Annotated in this window: 21 protein-coding genes; 9 read left to right on the forward strand and 12 right to left on the reverse strand. The window is 71.1% G+C overall.

Annotated elements, in window-relative coordinates:
• Positions 1–215 precede the first annotated feature (215 nt).
• Entirely contained in the window at positions 216–710 is a 495-nt protein-coding gene (locus JIX55_RS44170) for an FBP domain-containing protein (RefSeq protein WP_257568830.1), read from the reverse strand.
• A 211-nt stretch (positions 711–921) separates the two neighbouring features.
• Here JIX55_RS44170 and JIX55_RS44175 point away from each other — a divergent pair, with 211 nt between their 5' ends.
• Both JIX55_RS44175 and JIX55_RS44180 read left to right on the forward strand, forming a co-directional pair.
• Positions 922–1,896, forward strand: coding sequence for a phosphotransferase family protein (locus JIX55_RS44175; protein WP_257568831.1), 975 nt, complete (start codon positions 922–924; stop codon positions 1,894–1,896).
• A gap of 87 nt (positions 1,897–1,983) precedes the next feature.
• Entirely contained in the window at positions 1,984–2,268 is a 285-nt protein-coding gene (locus JIX55_RS44180) for a hypothetical protein (protein ID WP_257568832.1), read from the forward strand.
• A gap of 95 nt (positions 2,269–2,363) precedes the next feature.
• On the opposite strand, the gene JIX55_RS44185 is transcribed toward JIX55_RS44180, so the two are convergent.
• Positions 2,364–3,371 carry an SDR family oxidoreductase gene (locus JIX55_RS44185; protein ID WP_443046761.1) on the reverse strand — a complete coding sequence of 336 codons (1,008 nt, stop codon included), beginning with the start codon at positions 3,369–3,371 and terminating at the stop codon, positions 2,364–2,366.
• Positions 3,372–3,568: 197 nt separating this feature from the next.
• Between JIX55_RS44185 and JIX55_RS44190 the strand changes: the two genes are divergently transcribed.
• Positions 3,569–4,270, forward strand: coding sequence for a M15 family metallopeptidase (locus tag JIX55_RS44190; protein ID WP_257568835.1), 702 nt, complete (start codon positions 3,569–3,571; stop codon positions 4,268–4,270).
• Between the two features lie 292 nt (positions 4,271–4,562).
• Here JIX55_RS44190 and JIX55_RS44195 read toward each other — a convergent pair whose 3' ends face one another.
• Both JIX55_RS44195 and JIX55_RS44200 read right to left on the reverse strand, forming a co-directional pair.
• Positions 4,563–5,228, reverse strand: coding sequence for an HAD family hydrolase (locus tag JIX55_RS44195; RefSeq protein ID WP_257568836.1), 666 nt, complete (start codon positions 5,226–5,228; stop codon positions 4,563–4,565).
• 137 nt (positions 5,229–5,365) lie between these two features.
• Complete coding sequence (locus JIX55_RS44200; RefSeq protein ID WP_257568837.1) at positions 5,366–6,403, reverse strand: PHP domain-containing protein; 1,038 nt, start codon at positions 6,401–6,403, stop codon at positions 5,366–5,368.
• 221 nt (positions 6,404–6,624) lie between these two features.
• Between JIX55_RS44200 and JIX55_RS44205 the strand changes: the two genes are divergently transcribed.
• Positions 6,625–6,861, forward strand: a complete 237-nt coding sequence (locus JIX55_RS44205; RefSeq protein WP_257537168.1) for a hypothetical protein — start codon at positions 6,625–6,627, stop codon at positions 6,859–6,861.
• Here the strand turns inward: JIX55_RS44205 and JIX55_RS44210 are convergent.
• Both JIX55_RS44210 and JIX55_RS44215 read right to left on the reverse strand, forming a co-directional pair.
• Positions 6,842–7,552 carry a VanZ family protein gene (locus JIX55_RS44210; protein ID WP_257568838.1) on the reverse strand — a complete coding sequence of 237 codons (711 nt, stop codon included), beginning with the start codon at positions 7,550–7,552 and terminating at the stop codon, positions 6,842–6,844. The genes JIX55_RS44205 and JIX55_RS44210 overlap by 20 nt on opposite strands.
• Before the next feature lie 51 nt (positions 7,553–7,603).
• Complete coding sequence (locus JIX55_RS44215; protein WP_257568839.1) at positions 7,604–8,260, reverse strand: DUF4230 domain-containing protein; 657 nt, start codon at positions 8,258–8,260, stop codon at positions 7,604–7,606.
• Between the two features lie 196 nt (positions 8,261–8,456).
• Here JIX55_RS44215 and JIX55_RS44220 point away from each other — a divergent pair, with 196 nt between their 5' ends.
• Positions 8,457–9,410 carry a ribose-phosphate diphosphokinase gene (locus JIX55_RS44220; protein ID WP_257568840.1) on the forward strand — a complete coding sequence of 318 codons (954 nt, stop codon included), beginning with the start codon at positions 8,457–8,459 and terminating at the stop codon, positions 9,408–9,410.
• Positions 9,411–9,425: 15 nt separating this feature from the next.
• Here the strand turns inward: JIX55_RS44220 and JIX55_RS44225 are convergent, their stop codons facing one another.
• Complete coding sequence (locus tag JIX55_RS44225; RefSeq protein WP_257568841.1) at positions 9,426–9,809, reverse strand: anti-sigma factor antagonist; 384 nt, start codon at positions 9,807–9,809, stop codon at positions 9,426–9,428.
• Positions 9,810–9,955: 146 nt separating this feature from the next.
• On the reverse strand, positions 9,956–10,384 hold the full coding sequence (locus JIX55_RS44230; protein ID WP_257568842.1) for a MarR family winged helix-turn-helix transcriptional regulator: 429 nt from the start codon (positions 10,382–10,384) through the stop codon (positions 9,956–9,958).
• Between the two features lie 105 nt (positions 10,385–10,489).
• Here JIX55_RS44230 and JIX55_RS44235 point away from each other — a divergent pair, with 105 nt between their 5' ends.
• Together JIX55_RS44235 and JIX55_RS44240 are read left to right on the forward strand one after the other, a co-directional pair.
• Complete coding sequence (locus tag JIX55_RS44235) at positions 10,490–11,947, forward strand: aldehyde dehydrogenase family protein (protein ID WP_257568843.1); 1,458 nt, start codon at positions 10,490–10,492, stop codon at positions 11,945–11,947.
• Between the two features lie 74 nt (positions 11,948–12,021).
• Positions 12,022–13,131 (forward strand): NAD(P)-dependent alcohol dehydrogenase, encoded by a 1,110-nt coding sequence (locus JIX55_RS44240; RefSeq protein ID WP_257568844.1) that lies wholly within the window; start codon positions 12,022–12,024, stop codon positions 13,129–13,131.
• 154 nt (positions 13,132–13,285) lie between these two features.
• Here JIX55_RS44240 and JIX55_RS44245 read toward each other — a convergent pair whose 3' ends face one another.
• Both JIX55_RS44245 and JIX55_RS44250 read right to left on the reverse strand, forming a co-directional pair.
• Positions 13,286–13,840 carry a TetR/AcrR family transcriptional regulator gene (locus tag JIX55_RS44245; RefSeq protein WP_257568845.1) on the reverse strand — a complete coding sequence of 185 codons (555 nt, stop codon included), beginning with the start codon at positions 13,838–13,840 and terminating at the stop codon, positions 13,286–13,288.
• The gene (locus tag JIX55_RS44250) at positions 13,837–14,199 is read right to left on the reverse strand and encodes a DUF1304 domain-containing protein (protein WP_257568846.1); all 363 of its coding nucleotides are present in this window, start codon (positions 14,197–14,199) and stop codon (positions 13,837–13,839) included. The genes JIX55_RS44245 and JIX55_RS44250 overlap by 4 nt, the downstream gene beginning before the upstream one ends.
• A 154-nt stretch (positions 14,200–14,353) precedes the next feature.
• On the opposite strand from JIX55_RS44250, the gene JIX55_RS44255 reads away from it, so the two are divergent.
• Positions 14,354–14,830: a GNAT family N-acetyltransferase gene (locus JIX55_RS44255; protein ID WP_257568847.1), complete on the forward strand. Its 477-nt coding sequence runs from the start codon at positions 14,354–14,356 to the stop codon at positions 14,828–14,830.
• A 73-nt stretch (positions 14,831–14,903) separates the two neighbouring features.
• A complete protein-coding gene (locus tag JIX55_RS44260) occupies positions 14,904–15,296 on the forward strand; it encodes a VOC family protein (RefSeq protein WP_257568848.1) in 393 nt (130 codons plus the stop codon).
• A 63-nt stretch (positions 15,297–15,359) separates the two neighbouring features.
• Here JIX55_RS44260 and JIX55_RS44265 read toward each other — a convergent pair whose 3' ends face one another.
• Together JIX55_RS44265 and JIX55_RS44270 are read right to left on the reverse strand one after the other, a co-directional pair.
• Complete coding sequence (locus JIX55_RS44265) at positions 15,360–15,656, reverse strand: DUF4235 domain-containing protein (RefSeq protein ID WP_257568849.1); 297 nt, start codon at positions 15,654–15,656, stop codon at positions 15,360–15,362.
• A 35-nt stretch (positions 15,657–15,691) separates the two neighbouring features.
• Positions 15,692–16,708: a glutathione S-transferase family protein gene (locus JIX55_RS44270; RefSeq protein WP_257568850.1), complete on the reverse strand. Its 1,017-nt coding sequence runs from the start codon at positions 16,706–16,708 to the stop codon at positions 15,692–15,694.
• Positions 16,709–16,803: the final 95 nt, after the last annotated feature.

The raw sequence follows: 16,803 nt of genomic DNA on the forward strand, positions 1-16,803 counted from the left end.
CCAGGATGCAGGGCGCCCACCACGACTACTTCGTCGACCTGCGGGCCGTGCCCGAGACCGCCCGGACCTGGCTGGTCCGGGCACGTCCGACGCGCAGCATCGGTACGGTCCACCCCGACCCGGGGTACGACATCGCGCTCGCCCGCAACCACGACATCCTGATCCACCTCCACGACGTCGAGGCGGCACGGCTGCTGAACCGACAGCGGGCGGGTTCAGTCGTACAGCTTCTCCAGGAACGCGGACAGATTGCCCACCGTCCGGGCGATCTGCTCCTCGGTCGTCAGACTCTCCTCGAACCGGCTCCCCGGGTCGAGCGCCTTCTTGCCCCGCACATACAGCGAACACGCCAGGTCGGCGCACATGTACAACCCCACCGAGTTCCCCTCCCGCCCGGCCGCGCCCGCCTTCCGAGCCGTCATCAGCGAGACCCCGTCCCCCCGGTGCGTCGTCAGACACAACGAGCACATGCTCCGATGCGGAGACCCCCGCCGCACGGAGGGGAAACGCAGGGTGACACCGACCAGCCGACCCGCCCGCTCGGTGACGAGGAAACTCCGGTCGGGTGCCCCCGGATCCCGCCACCCGAGGAAGTCCAGATCCTCCCAGGGCCGTCGCTCCAGATCGCGCGGTAGGGAGATCCGCTTCGCCTCTCCCTTGGAGCAGTTGATGAACGAGTTGCGGATGTCCTGCTCGGTGAGCGACTTCATGGGGGTCCTCCGGTGTGGGGATGGGTGGAAACCTGCGGCCTCGGAACCAGCAACCTAGGCCCACTAGGTTTTCACCTAAGGTACTCGGTGCTTTGGGAGGGGGCCAATGGATTACTTCGACCCGGCGTGGGCCCATGACGTCGGCCCGGCACAGGACGGGCCCACCTGACAGAGTGGGCCCACACGACCGCACGGGACGAGGGGGACCGGAATGGACGACCGGGAGCGGGCGCGACGCGTCCTCGCCGCGGCGGGGCTGCCGCCCGAGAGCCTCGCCGAGCGGCTGCCGCTCGGCGGCGGCACGTACAACACCGTCGAGGAACTACGCCTCACCGACGGCACCCGGCTCGTCCTCAAGATCCCCCCGCCGTCCACCACTACCCGCCTGGCATACGAGAGCGAACTCCTCGGCGCCGAGGCCGAGTACTGCCGGGCCGCCGCGACCGTCGACGTACCCGCGCCACGCGTGGCCGGGGCAGCCCTCGACGATTCCGCGCCCGCGGGTCGCCATCTCCTGCTCACGTACTGCCCGGGCGGCGGGTGGGACGGGCTGGAGCCCGCCGAAGAGGCCGTGCTGCGCCGGGAGTTGGGTGGCCTGGTGGCCCGGCTCCACCGGGTGACCGGCCCCGGCTTCGGCTATCCGTCCGGCGCCTTCGGCCCCCTCACCGCCGACTGGCGCACCGCTTTCACCGCCCTCTACGACGGTGTACTCGACGACGCCCGCCGCTTCGGGGCCTGGCTGCCCGTGCCGGTGGACGAGGTGGCCCGTACGGCGAAGTCCGCCTACGACGCCCTCGACGAGGTGACCGTGCCCCGCCTGGTCCACTTCGACCTGTGGCCGGGCAACATCCTCGTCGAGCGCGGGGAGTCTCCACGGGTCGGCGGCCTGATCGACGGCGAGCGCATGTTCTGGGGCGACCCGCTCGCGGACTTCGTCTCGCTGGCGCTGCTGGGCGACATCCGACAGGACGCCGACTTCCTGACGGGTTATCAAGAAGAGGGCGGGCGAGTCGAGTTCACCCCTTCGGTCCGTCGTCGCTATGCCCTCTACCGCAGCTACCTCTATCTGATCATGCTGGTCGAGGTGGTGCCGCGCGCCCTGGACGACGGGCACGTCGCGTGGCGGCGGGAGGCGGTGGCGCCGCAACTGACTGCGGCCCTGGACGAGCTGGGCGAGCTTTCCTGACGTGACACGCACGGCGTGCGGAACACCTGGTTTGAGTCGATCGGGCCGAGGTACCCGCGCCCGGTGCGCAACAGGAGGGAGCACGCCGTGACCGATCACCGACCGGAGGGTCCCGGCGAGCACGGCGACCCCGTACCGAGGGACCTGCCCGACCAGCAGGCGGGGGCGGGCGAGGACCCGTGGGAGGCGGCGCCGACGCGCGCCACCGACAAGGCGAACGCGGACGACGACGAACCGGCCGCCGATGCCACCGACGTCCCCGACACGGACGAGGTCCCCGACACGGACGAGGCAGGGACCGGCAGGCGGGGCGCACCCCAGTCGGCCGCCGCCAACCCCGAGCAGCCCGTACCCGACGAGCCGTCCGGCTGACCCCGAGGGCTCCGAAGGCCTCTCCGAGGTCTCTGACGGTCGCCCCTGAGACTCGGCGCCTCCCCGGTGGGACCCGGGGAGGCGCCGTTCACCCCTCAGCCGACCTTCCGCCCCCGAAGCGGCTCCGTCTGCGCACCGGCCCCGTGCCGCATCCCCTCCAGGAACTCCTCCAGCACCTCCACCGCCGTGCGCTCGGGCCGCCAGCCCAGCTCGGCGCGGGCCTTCGTGCAGTCCATCAGCGGCAGCCGCAGTACGGCGTCGAAGAGGTGCGGGGAGGCAGGCAGCAGCCGCAGGTTCCAGGCGGCGGCGACCGCCGAGCGGGCCGCGACCCGGGGCAGCTTCACCGCACGGGACCCCAGCACCTCGCTGAGGAGGGCGGCGTCCACGGGCGGCTCGGCCGCGAGGTTGAAGGCGCCGTGGACGTCGGTGTGCAGCGCCAGCCGGTACGCCTGGGCGGCGTCGTCCGTGTGCAGTGCCTGCGCCTTCAGCCCGGGGATGTCGGGCAGGAACGGCAGCAGCTCGGGCCGGGCCAGCGGCCCCGGCAGGAAGCGGCCGCCGAAGATACGGCGCTGCTCGCTCGCCGACTCCCGCTTGAACAGGAACGCCGGCCGCATCCGCACCACCCGGACCCCGGGGTGCTCGTACTCGAAGGAGTCCAGCGCACGTTCCAGATACGCCTTCTCCCGGCAGTACGCGGCATCCGGCCACCCGTGCGTGGGCCACGACTCGTCGACCGCGTGATCCTTCGGCCCCGGTGAGTAGGCGCCGACCGACGAGGCGTGCACCAGCGTCGGGACCTTCGCCGCCGCCACCGCCTCGAAGACACGCATGCTGCCCAGCACATTGGTCCGCCAGGTCACGGCCGGATCATGCGTCGGCTGGAACGCCCAGGCGAGATGGACGACCGCGTCCGCCCCTTCGAACTCCTTGGCCAGATCGGCCTCCTCGGTTCCCAGGTCCACGGCCGACCAGTCCGTCTTCGCGGGCGCCCAATCGGGCACCCGACGGGCCAGTCCCCGGATCCGGCCGACCTCCGCGTCCTCCGCGAGCAGCCGCACCAGACTCGTCCCCACATTGCCGGTGGCGCCAGTGACCACGATCATGCCGCCGGATTCTCCGTTCACCGCTGACTCCTCTCGCGCGCTTCGATTCCCGCAGGGCCGCCCACGAGTACCCGAGCCCGGCGGATACACGCAGCCACCACCGGACGCGCCCACCCGAGGCCGGCCACGGTTCGCCCAGGACCACCGGCTTGGCCGATTCCCGCGGAGACCGGCCGACCCCACGAGATGATCAGCTCATGACCGAGATCATCCTGATGTCCGACCCGAGGGTGGCGGCCGTATCCGTCCAGGACTCCGACGAGCCGCTCGTCGACGTGCGCCGGGACGGCTCCCTGCTGGTCGACGAGCGCAAGGCCGACACCACGGGCTCCTACGCCCATCTGCGCGCGGGCGTGCTCGACCGGCTGGTCAAGGCCCAGGCCCTGCTGCCGGACGGACTGCGCCTGCTGTTCGTCGAGGGATACCGGCCGCCGTCCCTGCAGCGCCGGTACTTCGACGAGTACGCGGCCGAGCAGCGCGCCCTCCACCCCGACTGGCCCGCCGACCGCATCCGCGCAGCCGCCAGTCGCTACGTCTCCCCGCCCGAGATAGCCCCGCACTCCGCCGGCGCGGCCGTGGACCTGACCCTCGTCGACGCCGACGGGCGCGAACTCGACTTCGGTACGCCGGTCAACGCCAGCCCCGAGGAGAGCGCCGGCGCCTGCTACACGGGGGCCGGCGACATCACCGCCGAGGCCCGTGCCCACCGGGAGGCGCTCGGCGCGGCGCTCACCGAGGCCGGACTGGTCAACTACCCCACGGAGTGGTGGCACTGGTCGTACGGCGACCGCTACTGGGCCCTGATGACGGGCGCGCCGACCGCGCTGTACGGGCCGCGGGACCTCGATATCCGAGCTGCGTCAGGGTGGTCTGACAACGTGGTCCGAAAAGAGAAGTAAACGTGGTCTGAAAAGAGACGCAAAAGAGAAGCCCCGACCGGGACGGGGGAATCACGGTCGGGGCGGTCTGTGGGTGGACGCGGATGGCGGTCGCCTCTCGGCGAAAGGCTCCACAGGGCTTCAGCCGAACGATCGTCCCTGTGGGCAAAAGGTGAGGCCCGGGGACACTGTCCCATCCGCACCCACGGCTGGTTCAACGGGAAAATACCAGCGGGGTGTTCCTTCCGCATCCGGACATTGCCGGTGATGTGCGTCACGTCGCCCTGGGTCGCCCACAGCTGCTGTCACCAGGTCATTCCTCCCGGCCCAGCGGGCTCTCCTCCAGAGCGGACAGCAGATGGGCCGGATTCCGGAACACCGCCTCCGCGCCGGCCGCCTCCAGTTCGGGCCGCGGAATGCCACCGCACAGCACCGCCACACAGCGGACCCCCGCCCGGGCGCCGGCCCGCATGTCCCAGACCGTGTCCCCGACGAACACGGACCGCTCGGCCGGCGCCTCCGCCAGCTCCAGGGCCTGCTCGACCGGATCCGGCGCGGGCTTCCCCTCGGCCACGTCATCCGCGCTCGCCGTCGCCATGATGGCGTCATCGGCCCCGATCGCCCGCCGCAACGCGGCCAGCTCCGCCCCACCCGCGGAGGTCGCCAGCACCACCCTCCAGCCCTGCCCGTCGAGCCGCCGCAACAGCCGCCCCGCGTCCGGCAACGCGGGCAGCCGGTCGAAATACGTCCCGTACAGCGCCTTGTGCGCCGCACTGAGCGCGTCCTTCTCCGCGGGATCCCGCTCGTCACCCAGCAGATGCGTGATCAGATCGCCGGACGCCAGCCCCACCGCCCGATGAATGTCATGCATGGCCACCTGATGCCCACCCTGGCGAAACGCCTCCCACCAAGCGACCACATGCAAATGGTTGGTGTCGACAAGAGTCCCGTCGACATCGAAAACAGCAGCCCTGCCCATGGCGCACCTTCCTGGAAACTCCGACTTTCGCGCCCCGGAGGGGCGCGGGACCGGATCGCATATGCGGCTGCGCCGCGTGGGCGCGACACGCCACGACGGACCCGCACCCGCCGCTCATCACCGAACCCCCCGAGCTCTCAGGCGCTCACCACCCCCGCCGGAATCTCCCGATCCCGAGCCCACCCCAACAGCTCGTCCACCCCCCATGTCGTCACCACCCGCTCCGCCGGCACCCCGGACTCCTCCGCCCGAGCACACCCATGGACCTGCCACGTCAGCTGCCCCGGCGCATGCGCGTCCGTGTCGATCGAGAACAACGCCCCCGCCTCCACGGCCCGCCGCAACAACCGCCGAGGCGGATCGAGTCGCTCCGGACGGGAGTTGATCTCCACGGCCGTCCCCGTCTCCGCGCACGCCGCGAACACCGCGTCCGCGTCGAACTCCGACTCGGGCCGCCCCCGCCCGGTCACCAGCCGTCCCGTGCAGTGCCCCAGCACATCGGAGTGCGGGTCGCGAACGGCGGCGACCATACGGCGGGTCATCGCGCGAGCGTCCATCCGCAGCTTGGAGTGCACGGACACCACCACGACATCCAGCCGGTCCAGCAGCTCCGGCTCCTGGTCCAGCGACCCGTCGTCGAGGATGTCGCACTCGATCCCGGTGAGCAGCCGGAACGGCGCCCACGTCTCGTTGAGCGCGGCGACCACGTCGAGCTGCTCCCGCAGCCGCTCCGGGGACAGTCCGCGGGCGACGGTCAGCCGGGGCGAGTGGTCGGTGAGCGCCGTCCACTCGTGGCCGAGGCGCGCGGCGGTGCGGCCCATCTCCTCGATCGGGCTGCCGCCGTCCGACCAGTCGGAGTGCACATGGCAGTCGCCCCTGATCAGCTCCATCAGCCGCTCGCCACCGCCCGTGAGCGGTGCCTCGGCTCCCTGTTCCAGCTTCCGCAGATAGCCCGGTATCTCCCCGGCCAGCGCCTCGCGCACCACCTGCGCGGTCGTCGGCCCGACCCCCTTCAGCGACTCCAGCGAGCCGGCGGTGGCCCGCTGGGCCACCTCGTCCGTCGGCAGCGCGCCGAGCACGGCGGCGGCCGTACGGAACGCGCGTACGCGATAGGTGGGGGCCCGGTCCCGCTCCAGCAGAAAAGCGATCCGGTCCAGGGCCTCGACGGGATCCATGGCACCTCCAGCCTCCCGCTTCCAGCGTCGCCCAGCCCCCGGGTACCCGCACGGCGGCCGTACGACCATTGCGCCCCGGCCGTACGCACAGGGGCGCCCCCACGGCCGTACGGATCGTGGGGCCGCCCATGGCGATGGGGCCGGCTGGACTCACCCGCCCGGACTCACCCACCCGGACCTCGCCCGGTCACCGGCCGCCCGAACCGCTCTACGCTCTAGATATGACCGAAAGCGCGAGCCCCTACATTTCCCACCCCCGGGTCATGGTGCTCGGGGTGCAGCCGGGTACGCCGCCGTTCCGGATCGTGGAGATCGACGGCCAGGTGGTCGGCGAGGCGAAGACGATGACGGACGTGCTGCGGGCCGCGGCGGCGTACGGGATCGTCGTCCACGACCTCGACGACCCGGACCAGGTGCGCTGGGTGGGCGGCGACAAGCTCACTTGGAAGCTGCACTAGCGCCCTTGCCGGCGCCCTTGCGGCGGATTTTGCGCAGGCGCCGCATCCAGCCGCCGCGCGGCGCCTTCTGCTGGGCGGGTGTCTTCCGCCGAGTCGGCGCCTTCCGCTGGGCCGGTGCGGCGTCCGGCTCGCGCGGGACCCGGGCGTGCACCGCCCGCCCGAGCCGTCGGCCCAGCAGCAGATAGCCCAGCAGGGCACCCGCGGTGTTGAGGATGACGTCGTCGATGTCGAAGGCGCGTCCGGTGACGACCGCGCCCTGCACCAGCTCGACGAGCAGCATCATCAACGCGGTCAGGGCGGGCACGCGCAGCAGGCCGCGCGCCCCGGGCGCCAGCACGGGCAGCAGGATTCCGAAGGGCACCCCCAGCAGGATGTTCCCGCCGATCTGTTTGATCGCGTCGCGCGGGTCGGGATGGTGCCAGTAGAGCTCCAGGGAGCTGCCGGGGCGGAGGTTGCTGTGGGTGAGCGCCTCCGACGCCGGGGACGGCTGGAGGGTGAGCCCCGCCAGCACCGCGCCGAACGCCACCATGGCCACGAAGGCCAGCGCCATCGCCAGCAGCCGCAGGGGCCACGCGAGCGGCCGTCGATCGCGCGGGGCCGCCGGGGAACGGTGGCCGGAGGTCGTGGAACGGGAACGTGAGGTGGAACGGGAACGTGACGTGGTGCGGGAACGTGACGTGGTACGGGCCATGCAACCCTCCCAGTTTCAACTTCCCTGTGTATCCAGGTGGTTACCCACCAGTCAGGACCCGTACGTCACTTTCACCTCCTTGAAGCCGAGGGATTTCAGCAGCCCTTCGAGCATGTCGGTGGTGTTGGCCTCGGCGCGGTCCGTGAGCTTGCTGTCCTTCGCGGCGTCGCCGATGTGCTTGACGGCGAGGCGCTGCACGGCCTGTTCGCCGTTGGGGTTGTCCGAGAACAGATCACCGAGGCGGTCGAGGAGCCCGCGCTCCTTGGAGACGGCGTAGGAGTGCTCGGTGTCCAGGGCCGGCTTGCCCAGCTGGGCGTGCGGGAGGTTGATGGTGGCCGACGTACGGTCGTCGTTGACCTTCACGTCGTTCTCGCCGACCTTGCCGAGGTCGACATAGGCGTCGACGGTGCCCGCGCCGACGTACAGCGTGCGGGTGCCGCGGATCGCGTCCGGCAGGTACTTGGCGTCCTTCTCCAGGTCGACGACCACCTGGAAGTTGCCCGAGGCGGCGTCGTAACGGCTCATGTCCTGGATGGACTTCAGGAGTGTGGGCCCCGAGCGGTCGTGCTCCTCGGTGCCGAACACGTCGTCCAGCCCCCCGAAGACCAGCAGCCGCAGCGCGGCCAGCAGTACCACGATGAGGATGACCACGGCGGTGAGCAGCTTGGCCCAGCCGGGAAGACGCGCGCGCTTGATGGACGTCGTCATGTCGACGGTCCTCCTTCCTATTTCAACAAATGCCCTCAAAGACTCTGGGGGAACGCGGAGTTGGGGATTGTCCGCAGTTCGCCGTAGACCCGGGGTGCCGCCCGTCCGGGCCGCCGTACCGAATAGGCGTATGCCGAGCGGCCAGTAGCATGAGCCGCGCAGCCCGTAATGATCATGTTCATACGAGGAGCCGACCGTGCGTGACATCGCCGTTTTCACCGGCAGCGCCCATCCCGAGCTCGCGGACGAGGTCTGTGCGCACCTCGGCGTGCCGCTGAGCCCGTCCCGGGTGAGCCGGTTCGCCAACGACTGTCTGGAGGTGCAGCTCCAGGCCAACTGCCGGCAACGGGACGTGTTCCTGATCCAGCCGCTGGTCGCGCCCGTGCAGGAGCACCTCGTCGAGCTGCTGCTGATGTGTGACGCGGCGCGCGGCGCCTCCGCGGGCCGGATCACCGTGGTCATGCCGCACTACGCGTACGCCCGCTCCGACAAGAAGGACGCGCCGCGCATCTCCATCGGCGGCCGGCTCGTCGCCGACCTGATGGTGTCGGCGGGCGCCGGCCGGGTCCTCGCGATGACGCTGCACTCACCGCAGGTGCACGGCTTCTTCTCGGTGCCGGTCGACCATCTGCACGCGCTGCGCGAACTGGCCGCGCACTTCCGCCAGTACGACCTGACGCGCACGACGGTCGTGTCGCCGGCCCTCGGCAACGCCAAGGAGGCGGCGGCGTTCGCGCGGATGATCGGCGCCCAGGTCGCCGCGGGCGCCAAGCAGCGGTTCGCGGACGACCGGGTGAGCATCAGCTCGGTGATCGGCGAGGTCGCCGGACGGGATGTCATCGTCCTCGACGACGAGATCGCCAAGGGCAGCACCGTCCTGGAACTCCTGGAGCGGCTGCGGGAGTTGGGGCCGCGCTCGATCCGGGTGGCGTGCACCCACGGGCTGTTCGCGGCGGGCGCCCTGAAGCGGCTGAGCGAGCAGCCGGACGTACTGGAGATCGTCTGCACCAACACCGTGCCCGTCCCCGCCCAGGAGCGCACCGAGAAGCTCAGGGTCCTCTCCATCGCCCCCGCACTCGCCGAGGCCGTGCGCCGTATCCACAACGGTGAGTCCGTCAGTGCCCTGTTCGACGCGCCGTCGAGCGAATAGGGCGAACAGTCGGGGTCATAATGTGCCGGAAGTGGCCTCGGGCTGTGCCAGGGCCGCGTCCAGCGAGGGGGCGGGCGGCAGCAGCCGGGCCAGGCCTGTGACCTTGAGGACGCGCAGGGTGAGCGGATGGGTGCAGACGAGGCGCAGCTCGCCGTCGCGGTCGAGCACCCGCTGCCGGGCGCGGTAGAGCAGCCGCAGGCCGGAGCAGTCGAAGAACTCGACATGCCTCAGGTCGATCACGATCCGGGCGCCGGGGCGGCCCGTCGCCGCGTCGAGGTGCGGAATGATCTCCACGGCCGCCGCGATGTCGATCTCGCCGCGCAGTTCGAGCACGGTACGGCCGCGGTGCGCGTGGACGCGGAGGAACCCGGTCCCGGGCGGTGTGGGGTCGCTCGACACGACGGCATCGCCTCCAACCGGACTGTGTGAGGGCAAAACCCGTCCCCGCCCTGCAAGTTACCCCCGTCAGAGTGAATTTCAGCATGTTCGATTGACATATGTCTTCGATTTCTCCGGCAATCCGTCCGGAGTTCCGCGCAGGCCCTCTACGACAGCGCTTGCCACGCCTTGGACAGCGCCTGCCGGAACTGGTCGGCCTGGTGCGCGGTGAGGTCGCGGATCATGCGTTCCTCCAGGTCACGCATCGGCTCCGTGTAGTGGGCGAGCAGCTCGCGCCCTTCGTCGGTGAGCAGGATCAGCAGCTCGCGCCGGTTGCGCGGATTGCGCTCCCGGCGGACGAGTCCACGGTTCTCGAGACTTCGTACGAGATCCGCGATGGACTGGGCGGTGACGAACGAGTCGCGGGCGAGCTGGGCCGCGGAGAGGCCGTCGTGCCGCTCCAGGACGGTGAGGGACGTGTACTGCAGGGCCGTGATCCCGGCCGGCTTCACCAGCTCGTCGAGGCGTGAGCGGACAACGAGCTCGACCTGCTTGACCATGTAGAGGAGGGACGGGGGTGCCTTGGTGCCGACCATGAGGTCAGCGTAAGGCATTGACAGGAAACCTGTGTGTAATGAAACTGCGAACCAACAGGAATCCTGTTGGTTGAAGACTTAGCGATCAAGGCTGAGGAGTGGGCAATGACGACCACCTTCGAGAGCGAGCCCGGGCGGCTGTTCATCGGTGGACAGTGGCTTGAGGCGTCTGACGGGGCACGCGCCGACGTGATCGACCCGTCCACGGGCCAGGTGGTCACGACCGTCGCGGAAGCGGGCGCGGCCGACGTCGACGCCGCGGTGCGCGCCGCGCGCGAGACGTTCGACAGCGGAGCCTGGTCCGGACTGAGCGGCCGCGAGCGCGGCCGGATCCTGAACCGCGTCGCCCAGCTGATCCGGGAGAACGCCGACGAGATCGCGGCCCTGGAAAGCCGTGACGTCGGCAAGCCCATCACCCTGGCCCACGCCGTCGACGTGACGAACGCGGCCAACGACTACGAGTACTACGCCTCCCTCGCCTGGTCCCTGGACGGCTCGGCCCGGGACGTCCCGAACAACCGCCTCGCCTACACCAAGCGCGGCCCGATCGGCGTGATCGGCGCGATCACCCCGTTCAACTTCCCGCTGATCCTGGCCGGCACCAAGATCGCCCCCGCGCTCGCGGCCGGCAACACGGTCGTGCACAAGCCGGCCGAGGAGACCCCGCTCAGCGCCCTCTACATGGCGAAGCTCCTGAAGGAGGCGGGTGTCCCGGACGGCGTCTACAACGTCGTCACCGGCACGGGCCCGGTCGCGGGCGAGGCGCTGCTGCGCAACCCCGGCGTCGACAAGATCGCCTTCACCGGTTCCACCGCCACCGGCCGGCACGCGGCGAGCGTCGCCGGCGAGGGTCTGAAGCAGGTCACGATGGAGCTCGGCGGCAACGCGGCGCACCTCGTCTTCGAGGACGCCGACATCGAGAAGGCCATCGGCGCCATCATCGGCGGCTTCGTCTTCAACACCGGCCAGTTCTGCATGGGCGGCCCCCGCCTGTTGGTCTCCCGCCCGCTGTACGACACCGTGGTCGGCATCCTCGCCGACGCCGTGCCCGGCGTGCCCATCGGCGACCCCCGGCAGCCCGAGACGGTCATCGGCCCGATGGCGGGCGAGCGGCACCTGAAGAAGGTCGAGGAGTACGTCGAGCTGGCCCGCAAGGAGGGCGGCCGCATCGTCTGCGGCGGCGAGCGCCTCGACCTGAACGGCGGCTACTACTACAAGCCCACTGTCATCGCCGACCTCGCCAACGACTCCCGGGTCGTGCAGGAGGAGGTCTTCGGGCCGGTCCTCACCGTGCAGCCCTTCGACTCCGAGGACGAGGCCGTCGAGCTGGCCAACTCCACGCCGTACGGCCTGGCCTCGGGCATCCAGACCACCAACCTCACCCGCGCCCACCGCGTCGCCGACCGCCTCCAGGCGGGCATCGTCTGGATCAACGACTGGCCGATGCTCGACCCCGCCGTGCCCTTCGGCGGTGTGAAGGCCTCCGGCTTCGGCCGCGAGTACGGCCCCGAGGCCCTGGAGTCCTACACCAAGGTCAAGTCCGTCGTCGTCTCGCTCGGCTGAGCGCCTCCCCGGGATCACTTTGTGAGCCGCAGGACCGCTCCGGCGGCTCACGGACAAACAAGGAGTTCATGAGCATGTCCACCACCACACGTGCCGCCGTGGTCGAGTCCGGGGGCGCGCCCTTCACCCTCTCCGAGGTCGTCCTCGACCAACCGGGGGAGGGCGAGGCCCTGGTCCGTATGGTCGCGGCCGGGCTGTGCCACACCGACCTCGGTGTCGCCAGCGGCGGGCTGCCCTTCCCGCTGCCCGGGGTCCTCGGCCACGAGGGCGCCGGTGTCGTCGAGGCCGTCGGCCCGGGCGTCACCTCCGTCGTGCCGGGCGACCACGTCGTGCTGTCCTTCACGTCCTGCGGCAGCTGCCACAACTGCCGCGACGGGCACCCGGCGTACTGCGCCACCTGGCTCCCGCTGAACCTGCTCGGCGGCCGCCGCGCCGACGGCACCAGCACCATCAGCCGCGACGGCCAGGACCTGGGCGGGCACTTCTTCGGCCAGTCCTCCTTCGCCGAGCGCGCCCTGGTCGACGAGCGCAGCCTCGTCAAGGTCGACCCCGAGGTACCGCTGGACTCCATCGCCCCGCTCGGCTGCGGCGTCCAGACCGGCGTCGGCGCCGTCTGGAACGTCCTGGAGCCCCGCGCGGGCAGCACCCTCGTCGTCCTCGGCGCCGGAGCCGTCGGCCTCTCCGCCGTGATGGCGGCGGCCCTCACCCCCGCGACCACGGTCATCGCGGTGGACAAGGTCGGCGAGCGCCTGGAGCTGGCCAAGGAGCTGGGCGCCACGCACACGGTGAACGGCGGCGAGGTCGCCGACATCACCGAGGCGATCATGGAGATCACCGGCGGCCGTGGGGCCGACGGCGTCGTCGAGACCACCGGCAGCGTCTTCGTCCTGCGCAAGGGCGTCGACTCCCTCGCCGCCCGCGGCACCCTCGTCATCGTCGGCGCCCCGCCGTTCGGCACCGAGGTCTCCCTCGACGTCAACGGCATGCTCGGCGGCAAGCGCGTCGTCGGCCTCACCCTCGGCGACAACGAGATCCAGACCGCCATCCCGGTCCTCGTCCAGCTGGTCAAGGAGGGCAAGCTCCCCCTCGACCGGCTGATCAGCCGCTACAAGTTCGAGGACATCGACCAGGCGGTGGCGGACATGAGCGGCGGCAAGAGCATCAAGCCGGTCCTGACGTTCTGACCGCCGCCGACGTTCAGCGGAGCCATCTCCCTCCGGGGCACGTCCTCCCCGCGTGACCCCGGCCCTGTGGGTGACCTGTACACCAGGTCACCCACAGGGCCGTCGAACGTCCTGGGCGTCTTCGGCGGGTGCCGCGCCCGGGTCGGCGGTGTGCTCAGCGACTGCGGTGCAGCGCCACCAGCAGTTGCCACGACTGGTCGGCGATCTCCCGCGGGGTGCCGTCGAGGAGGCCGTGCAGCCAGTCGGCGAGGACTCCGGCGAAGGTGGCCGCCACGGCGGAGGCCACCAGCGGGGCGTCCGCCGCGCCCGCGAGCTCGCGTTCGCGGAGGCTGTAGGCGCGCAGGTCCCGGTGCAGGACCCGGCCGAGCGGCCCGCCGCCACCGGGCGCCAGGAGAGCGCGGTACAGGGCCGCGTGCGGGGCGAGGCCCGCGAAGAACTCCGGCAGGGCCGCCGGCGCCCGCACCGGGTCGGGGCGGCCGCGCCAGGCGTGCAGGGCCTCCACGGCCTCCCGTACGACATCGGCGCAGGCGTCGACGGCCAGCGCCTCCAGGTCCGGGTAGTGCACATAGAACGTGGCCCGGCCGACGCCGGCCCGGCGGACCAGCGCGGCCACGCTGACCTCGTGCAGCGGATGCCGGGCGCACTCGTCGAGGAGGGCTGCCCGCAGCTTGGCCCGGGTGCGGGCGGCCCGGGGGTCCTCCGGGGTCATCCGGCGACGAGGACGGCGGCCAGGGCGAGTGCGCCGGGGAGCGCCTGGGCGACGAGGATGCGGCGGTTGGCGGTGGCGGCGCCGTACACACCCGCGACGATCACGCAGGCGAGGAAGAAGATCTGGGCGCGGTATCCCGTCGGGTCACCGGCGATCAGGCCCCAGACCAGACCGGCCGCGAGGAAGCCGTTGTAGAGCCCCTGGTTGGCGGCCAGCGAGGCCGTCCGCCGCGCCATCTCCGCGTCCAGGCCGTGGAAGCTCATCCCCGGCTTCTTCTGCCACAGGAACATCTCCATCACCAGGATGTACGCGTGCAGCGCCGCCACCAGCGCGACCAGTACGTTCGCCAGGATCTCCATGGTCAACAGACTCCGTCGTTCATTCGATGCTTCGAAAACTTCTTGGACAGGTGTCCACTATAGCTGGACGTCTGTCCAAGAAGTCCATCCGGGTGCACGGGTGACCGCGGATCGTCCGACGGGTTGTCAGACCCTGCCGCTAGGTTCCCCGTCCATGAGTGAGCAAGAGGTGATCGTGCGGTGCGCCCGCGCCGAGGACGTACCGGGGATCGTCGTCTCCAGCTCCCTGCTGTTCGCCGAGGACGGCGGCCCGCGGGATCCGGCCCTGAACGTCGACTGGCCGCGCCAACACGGCGCCGAGGCCTTCGCGGCCGCCATCCAGGACCCCGGCCGACTGCTGCTGGCCGCGCTGTGCGACGACGAGGTGGTGGGTCATCTGTCGGGATCGATGTCCGGCCCCTCCGCCATGCGGCCCGTCGGATCGGCCACCCTGATGGCGCTGTACGTCCGGCCCGAGCACCGGCGCGCCCGGCTCGGCGCCCGGCTGGTCGACGCGTTCCTGCGGTGGGCGAAAGAACAGGGCGCGGTGCACGCGGAGGTGACCGCCTCGGCGGCCAACGCGGACGCCATCCGCTTCTACGAGCGGGAGTCGTTCCGGCCCCAGGCGCTCACGCTGCGGCTGAACCTGTAGTCGGCGGGTACCCGGGGCGCGTATGGGCGGCGGCGGACCTTCCCCCGCGCCCGCGATCCCGTACGGAGGAGACATGGCACTGGTACAGGCGGGCCTCGTGGTGCTGGACTGCGCCGAGCCGGAGAAACTCGCGGTGTTCTACAAGGAACTGCTCGACGCCGAGGAGGCGGACGCGACCGCCAACCGCGTCGAGATCGAGGGTGCCTGCGGCGTCCGCATGGCGTTCCGCCGGGACGTCAACGCCACCCCGCCCAGCTGGCCCCGCCCCGAGAACTCCCTCCAGGCCCATCTGGACTTCTACGTCGAGGACCTGGACGAGGCCGAGCGGCGGATCGTCTCCCTCGGCGGGCGGCCGGTGGACACGAAGGAGGCGGCCGGGCCGTTCGAGGAGCGTGGCTACTCCGACCCGGCGGGCCACTCCTTCACTCTGCGCCGCGAACACTCCACCGCACCCAAGCAGGGCTAGGGGCGTCATGGCCTGTCCGATCGGTGGCCCAGCCCTGGCCACCGAACGGACAGGCCCTGAACGTCAGTCCCGGCCCCCCTTCTCGGAGGCCGGCCACACTCCGGTGGACCGCTCGATGGCCTTCGCGCCCGTGCGGTCCACCGCGCTGCGTACGACCGCGAAGATCGCCCCCTGGACGGCGGCGGCGAGCAGGACCTCGCCCCAGCCGCGGTCCCGGTCCAGTGCGTCGGGTGCGTCGTCCTCGTGCCGGATCACCTGCCATGTCTTGCGGAACGCCGCCGAGGCCAGCGCACCGCTCAGCCAGCCGAGGGCGAAGCCGAGGGGCTGGTAGGCGAGGGGGAGCTTCTTCTTCTTGGACATCTGGTCTGTCTCCTTCGCGTTGCGATGTCGCCGACTCAGGGACGACCCTTGGGGGCCACGACCTCGGCCGCCGGTACCGGCCCCGGCGGCGTTCCGTCGCCGAACGGGCTGCCGCCCAGGTCCTCGCGCCCGTGGGGCGTGAGCCAGCCCGTCAGATCGGGGCCGAGCGGCACCACGGCGGTCGGGTTGATGCCCGTGTGCACCTGGTAGTAGTGCCGTTTGATGTGGTCGAAGTCGACGGTGTCACCGAATCCGGGGGTCTGGAAGAGATCACGGGCGTACCCCCACAGCACCGGGTCCTCCGCCAGCTTCCAGCGGTTGCACTTGAAGTGACCGTGGTAGACGGCGTCGAAACGCACCAGTGTGGTGAACAGCCGGATGTCCGCCTCCGTGATCGTCTCCCCGACGAGATAGCGCTGCCGCGACAGCCGCTCCGACAGCGCCTCCAGCCGCCGGAACACCCCGGTGCAGGCCTCCTCGTACTCCTCCTGCCCTGTGGCGAAGCCCGCCCGGTACACCCCGTTGTTGACGTCCTCGTAGACCTCCGCCATCACCGTGTCGATCTCGTCGCGCAGGGCCGCCGGATACAGGTCCGGCGCGCCCTCGCGGTGCAGGTCCGTCCACTCGGTGGCGAGGTCGAGGGTGAGCCGCTGGTAGTCGTTGGTCACCAGCCTGCCGCTCGGCACGTCGACGATCGCCGGGACGCTGACCCCGCCCGGATAGCCGCTCTCCCGCGCGTCGTACGCCTCCTTCAGGAACCGGATGCCGAGCACGGGGTCGCGGTCGTCCGGGTCCAGCGTGAACCGCCAGCTGCGGTCGTCCTGGATCGGGTCGGCGACCGCCATCGACAGGGCGTCCTCCAGGCCCAGCAGGCGCCGTGAGATCACCGCCCGGCTCGCCCAGGGGCAGGCCCGGCTGACGACCAGCCGGTAGCGGCCCGCCTCCACGGGCCACCCGTCCCGGCCGTCGGCGGTGATCCGGTCCCGGAAGTGGCTCTTGGACCGCTTGAACGCCTTCCTGCCGTACGCCTCATTGCCCTCGCCGACACTCATGCCGCCCGTCCTCCCGGTCTGTCCGGATACGTGTGCCCTGATGAGAGTTCCCCGATTTCCGCGACCCCCACGGTGTGAGCGCGACCGGTCGGGGC

Origin of the sequence: Streptomyces sp. DSM 40750 (assembly GCF_024612035.1) — a bacterium.
Lineage (GTDB): Bacteria > Actinomycetota > Actinomycetes > Streptomycetales > Streptomycetaceae > Streptomyces.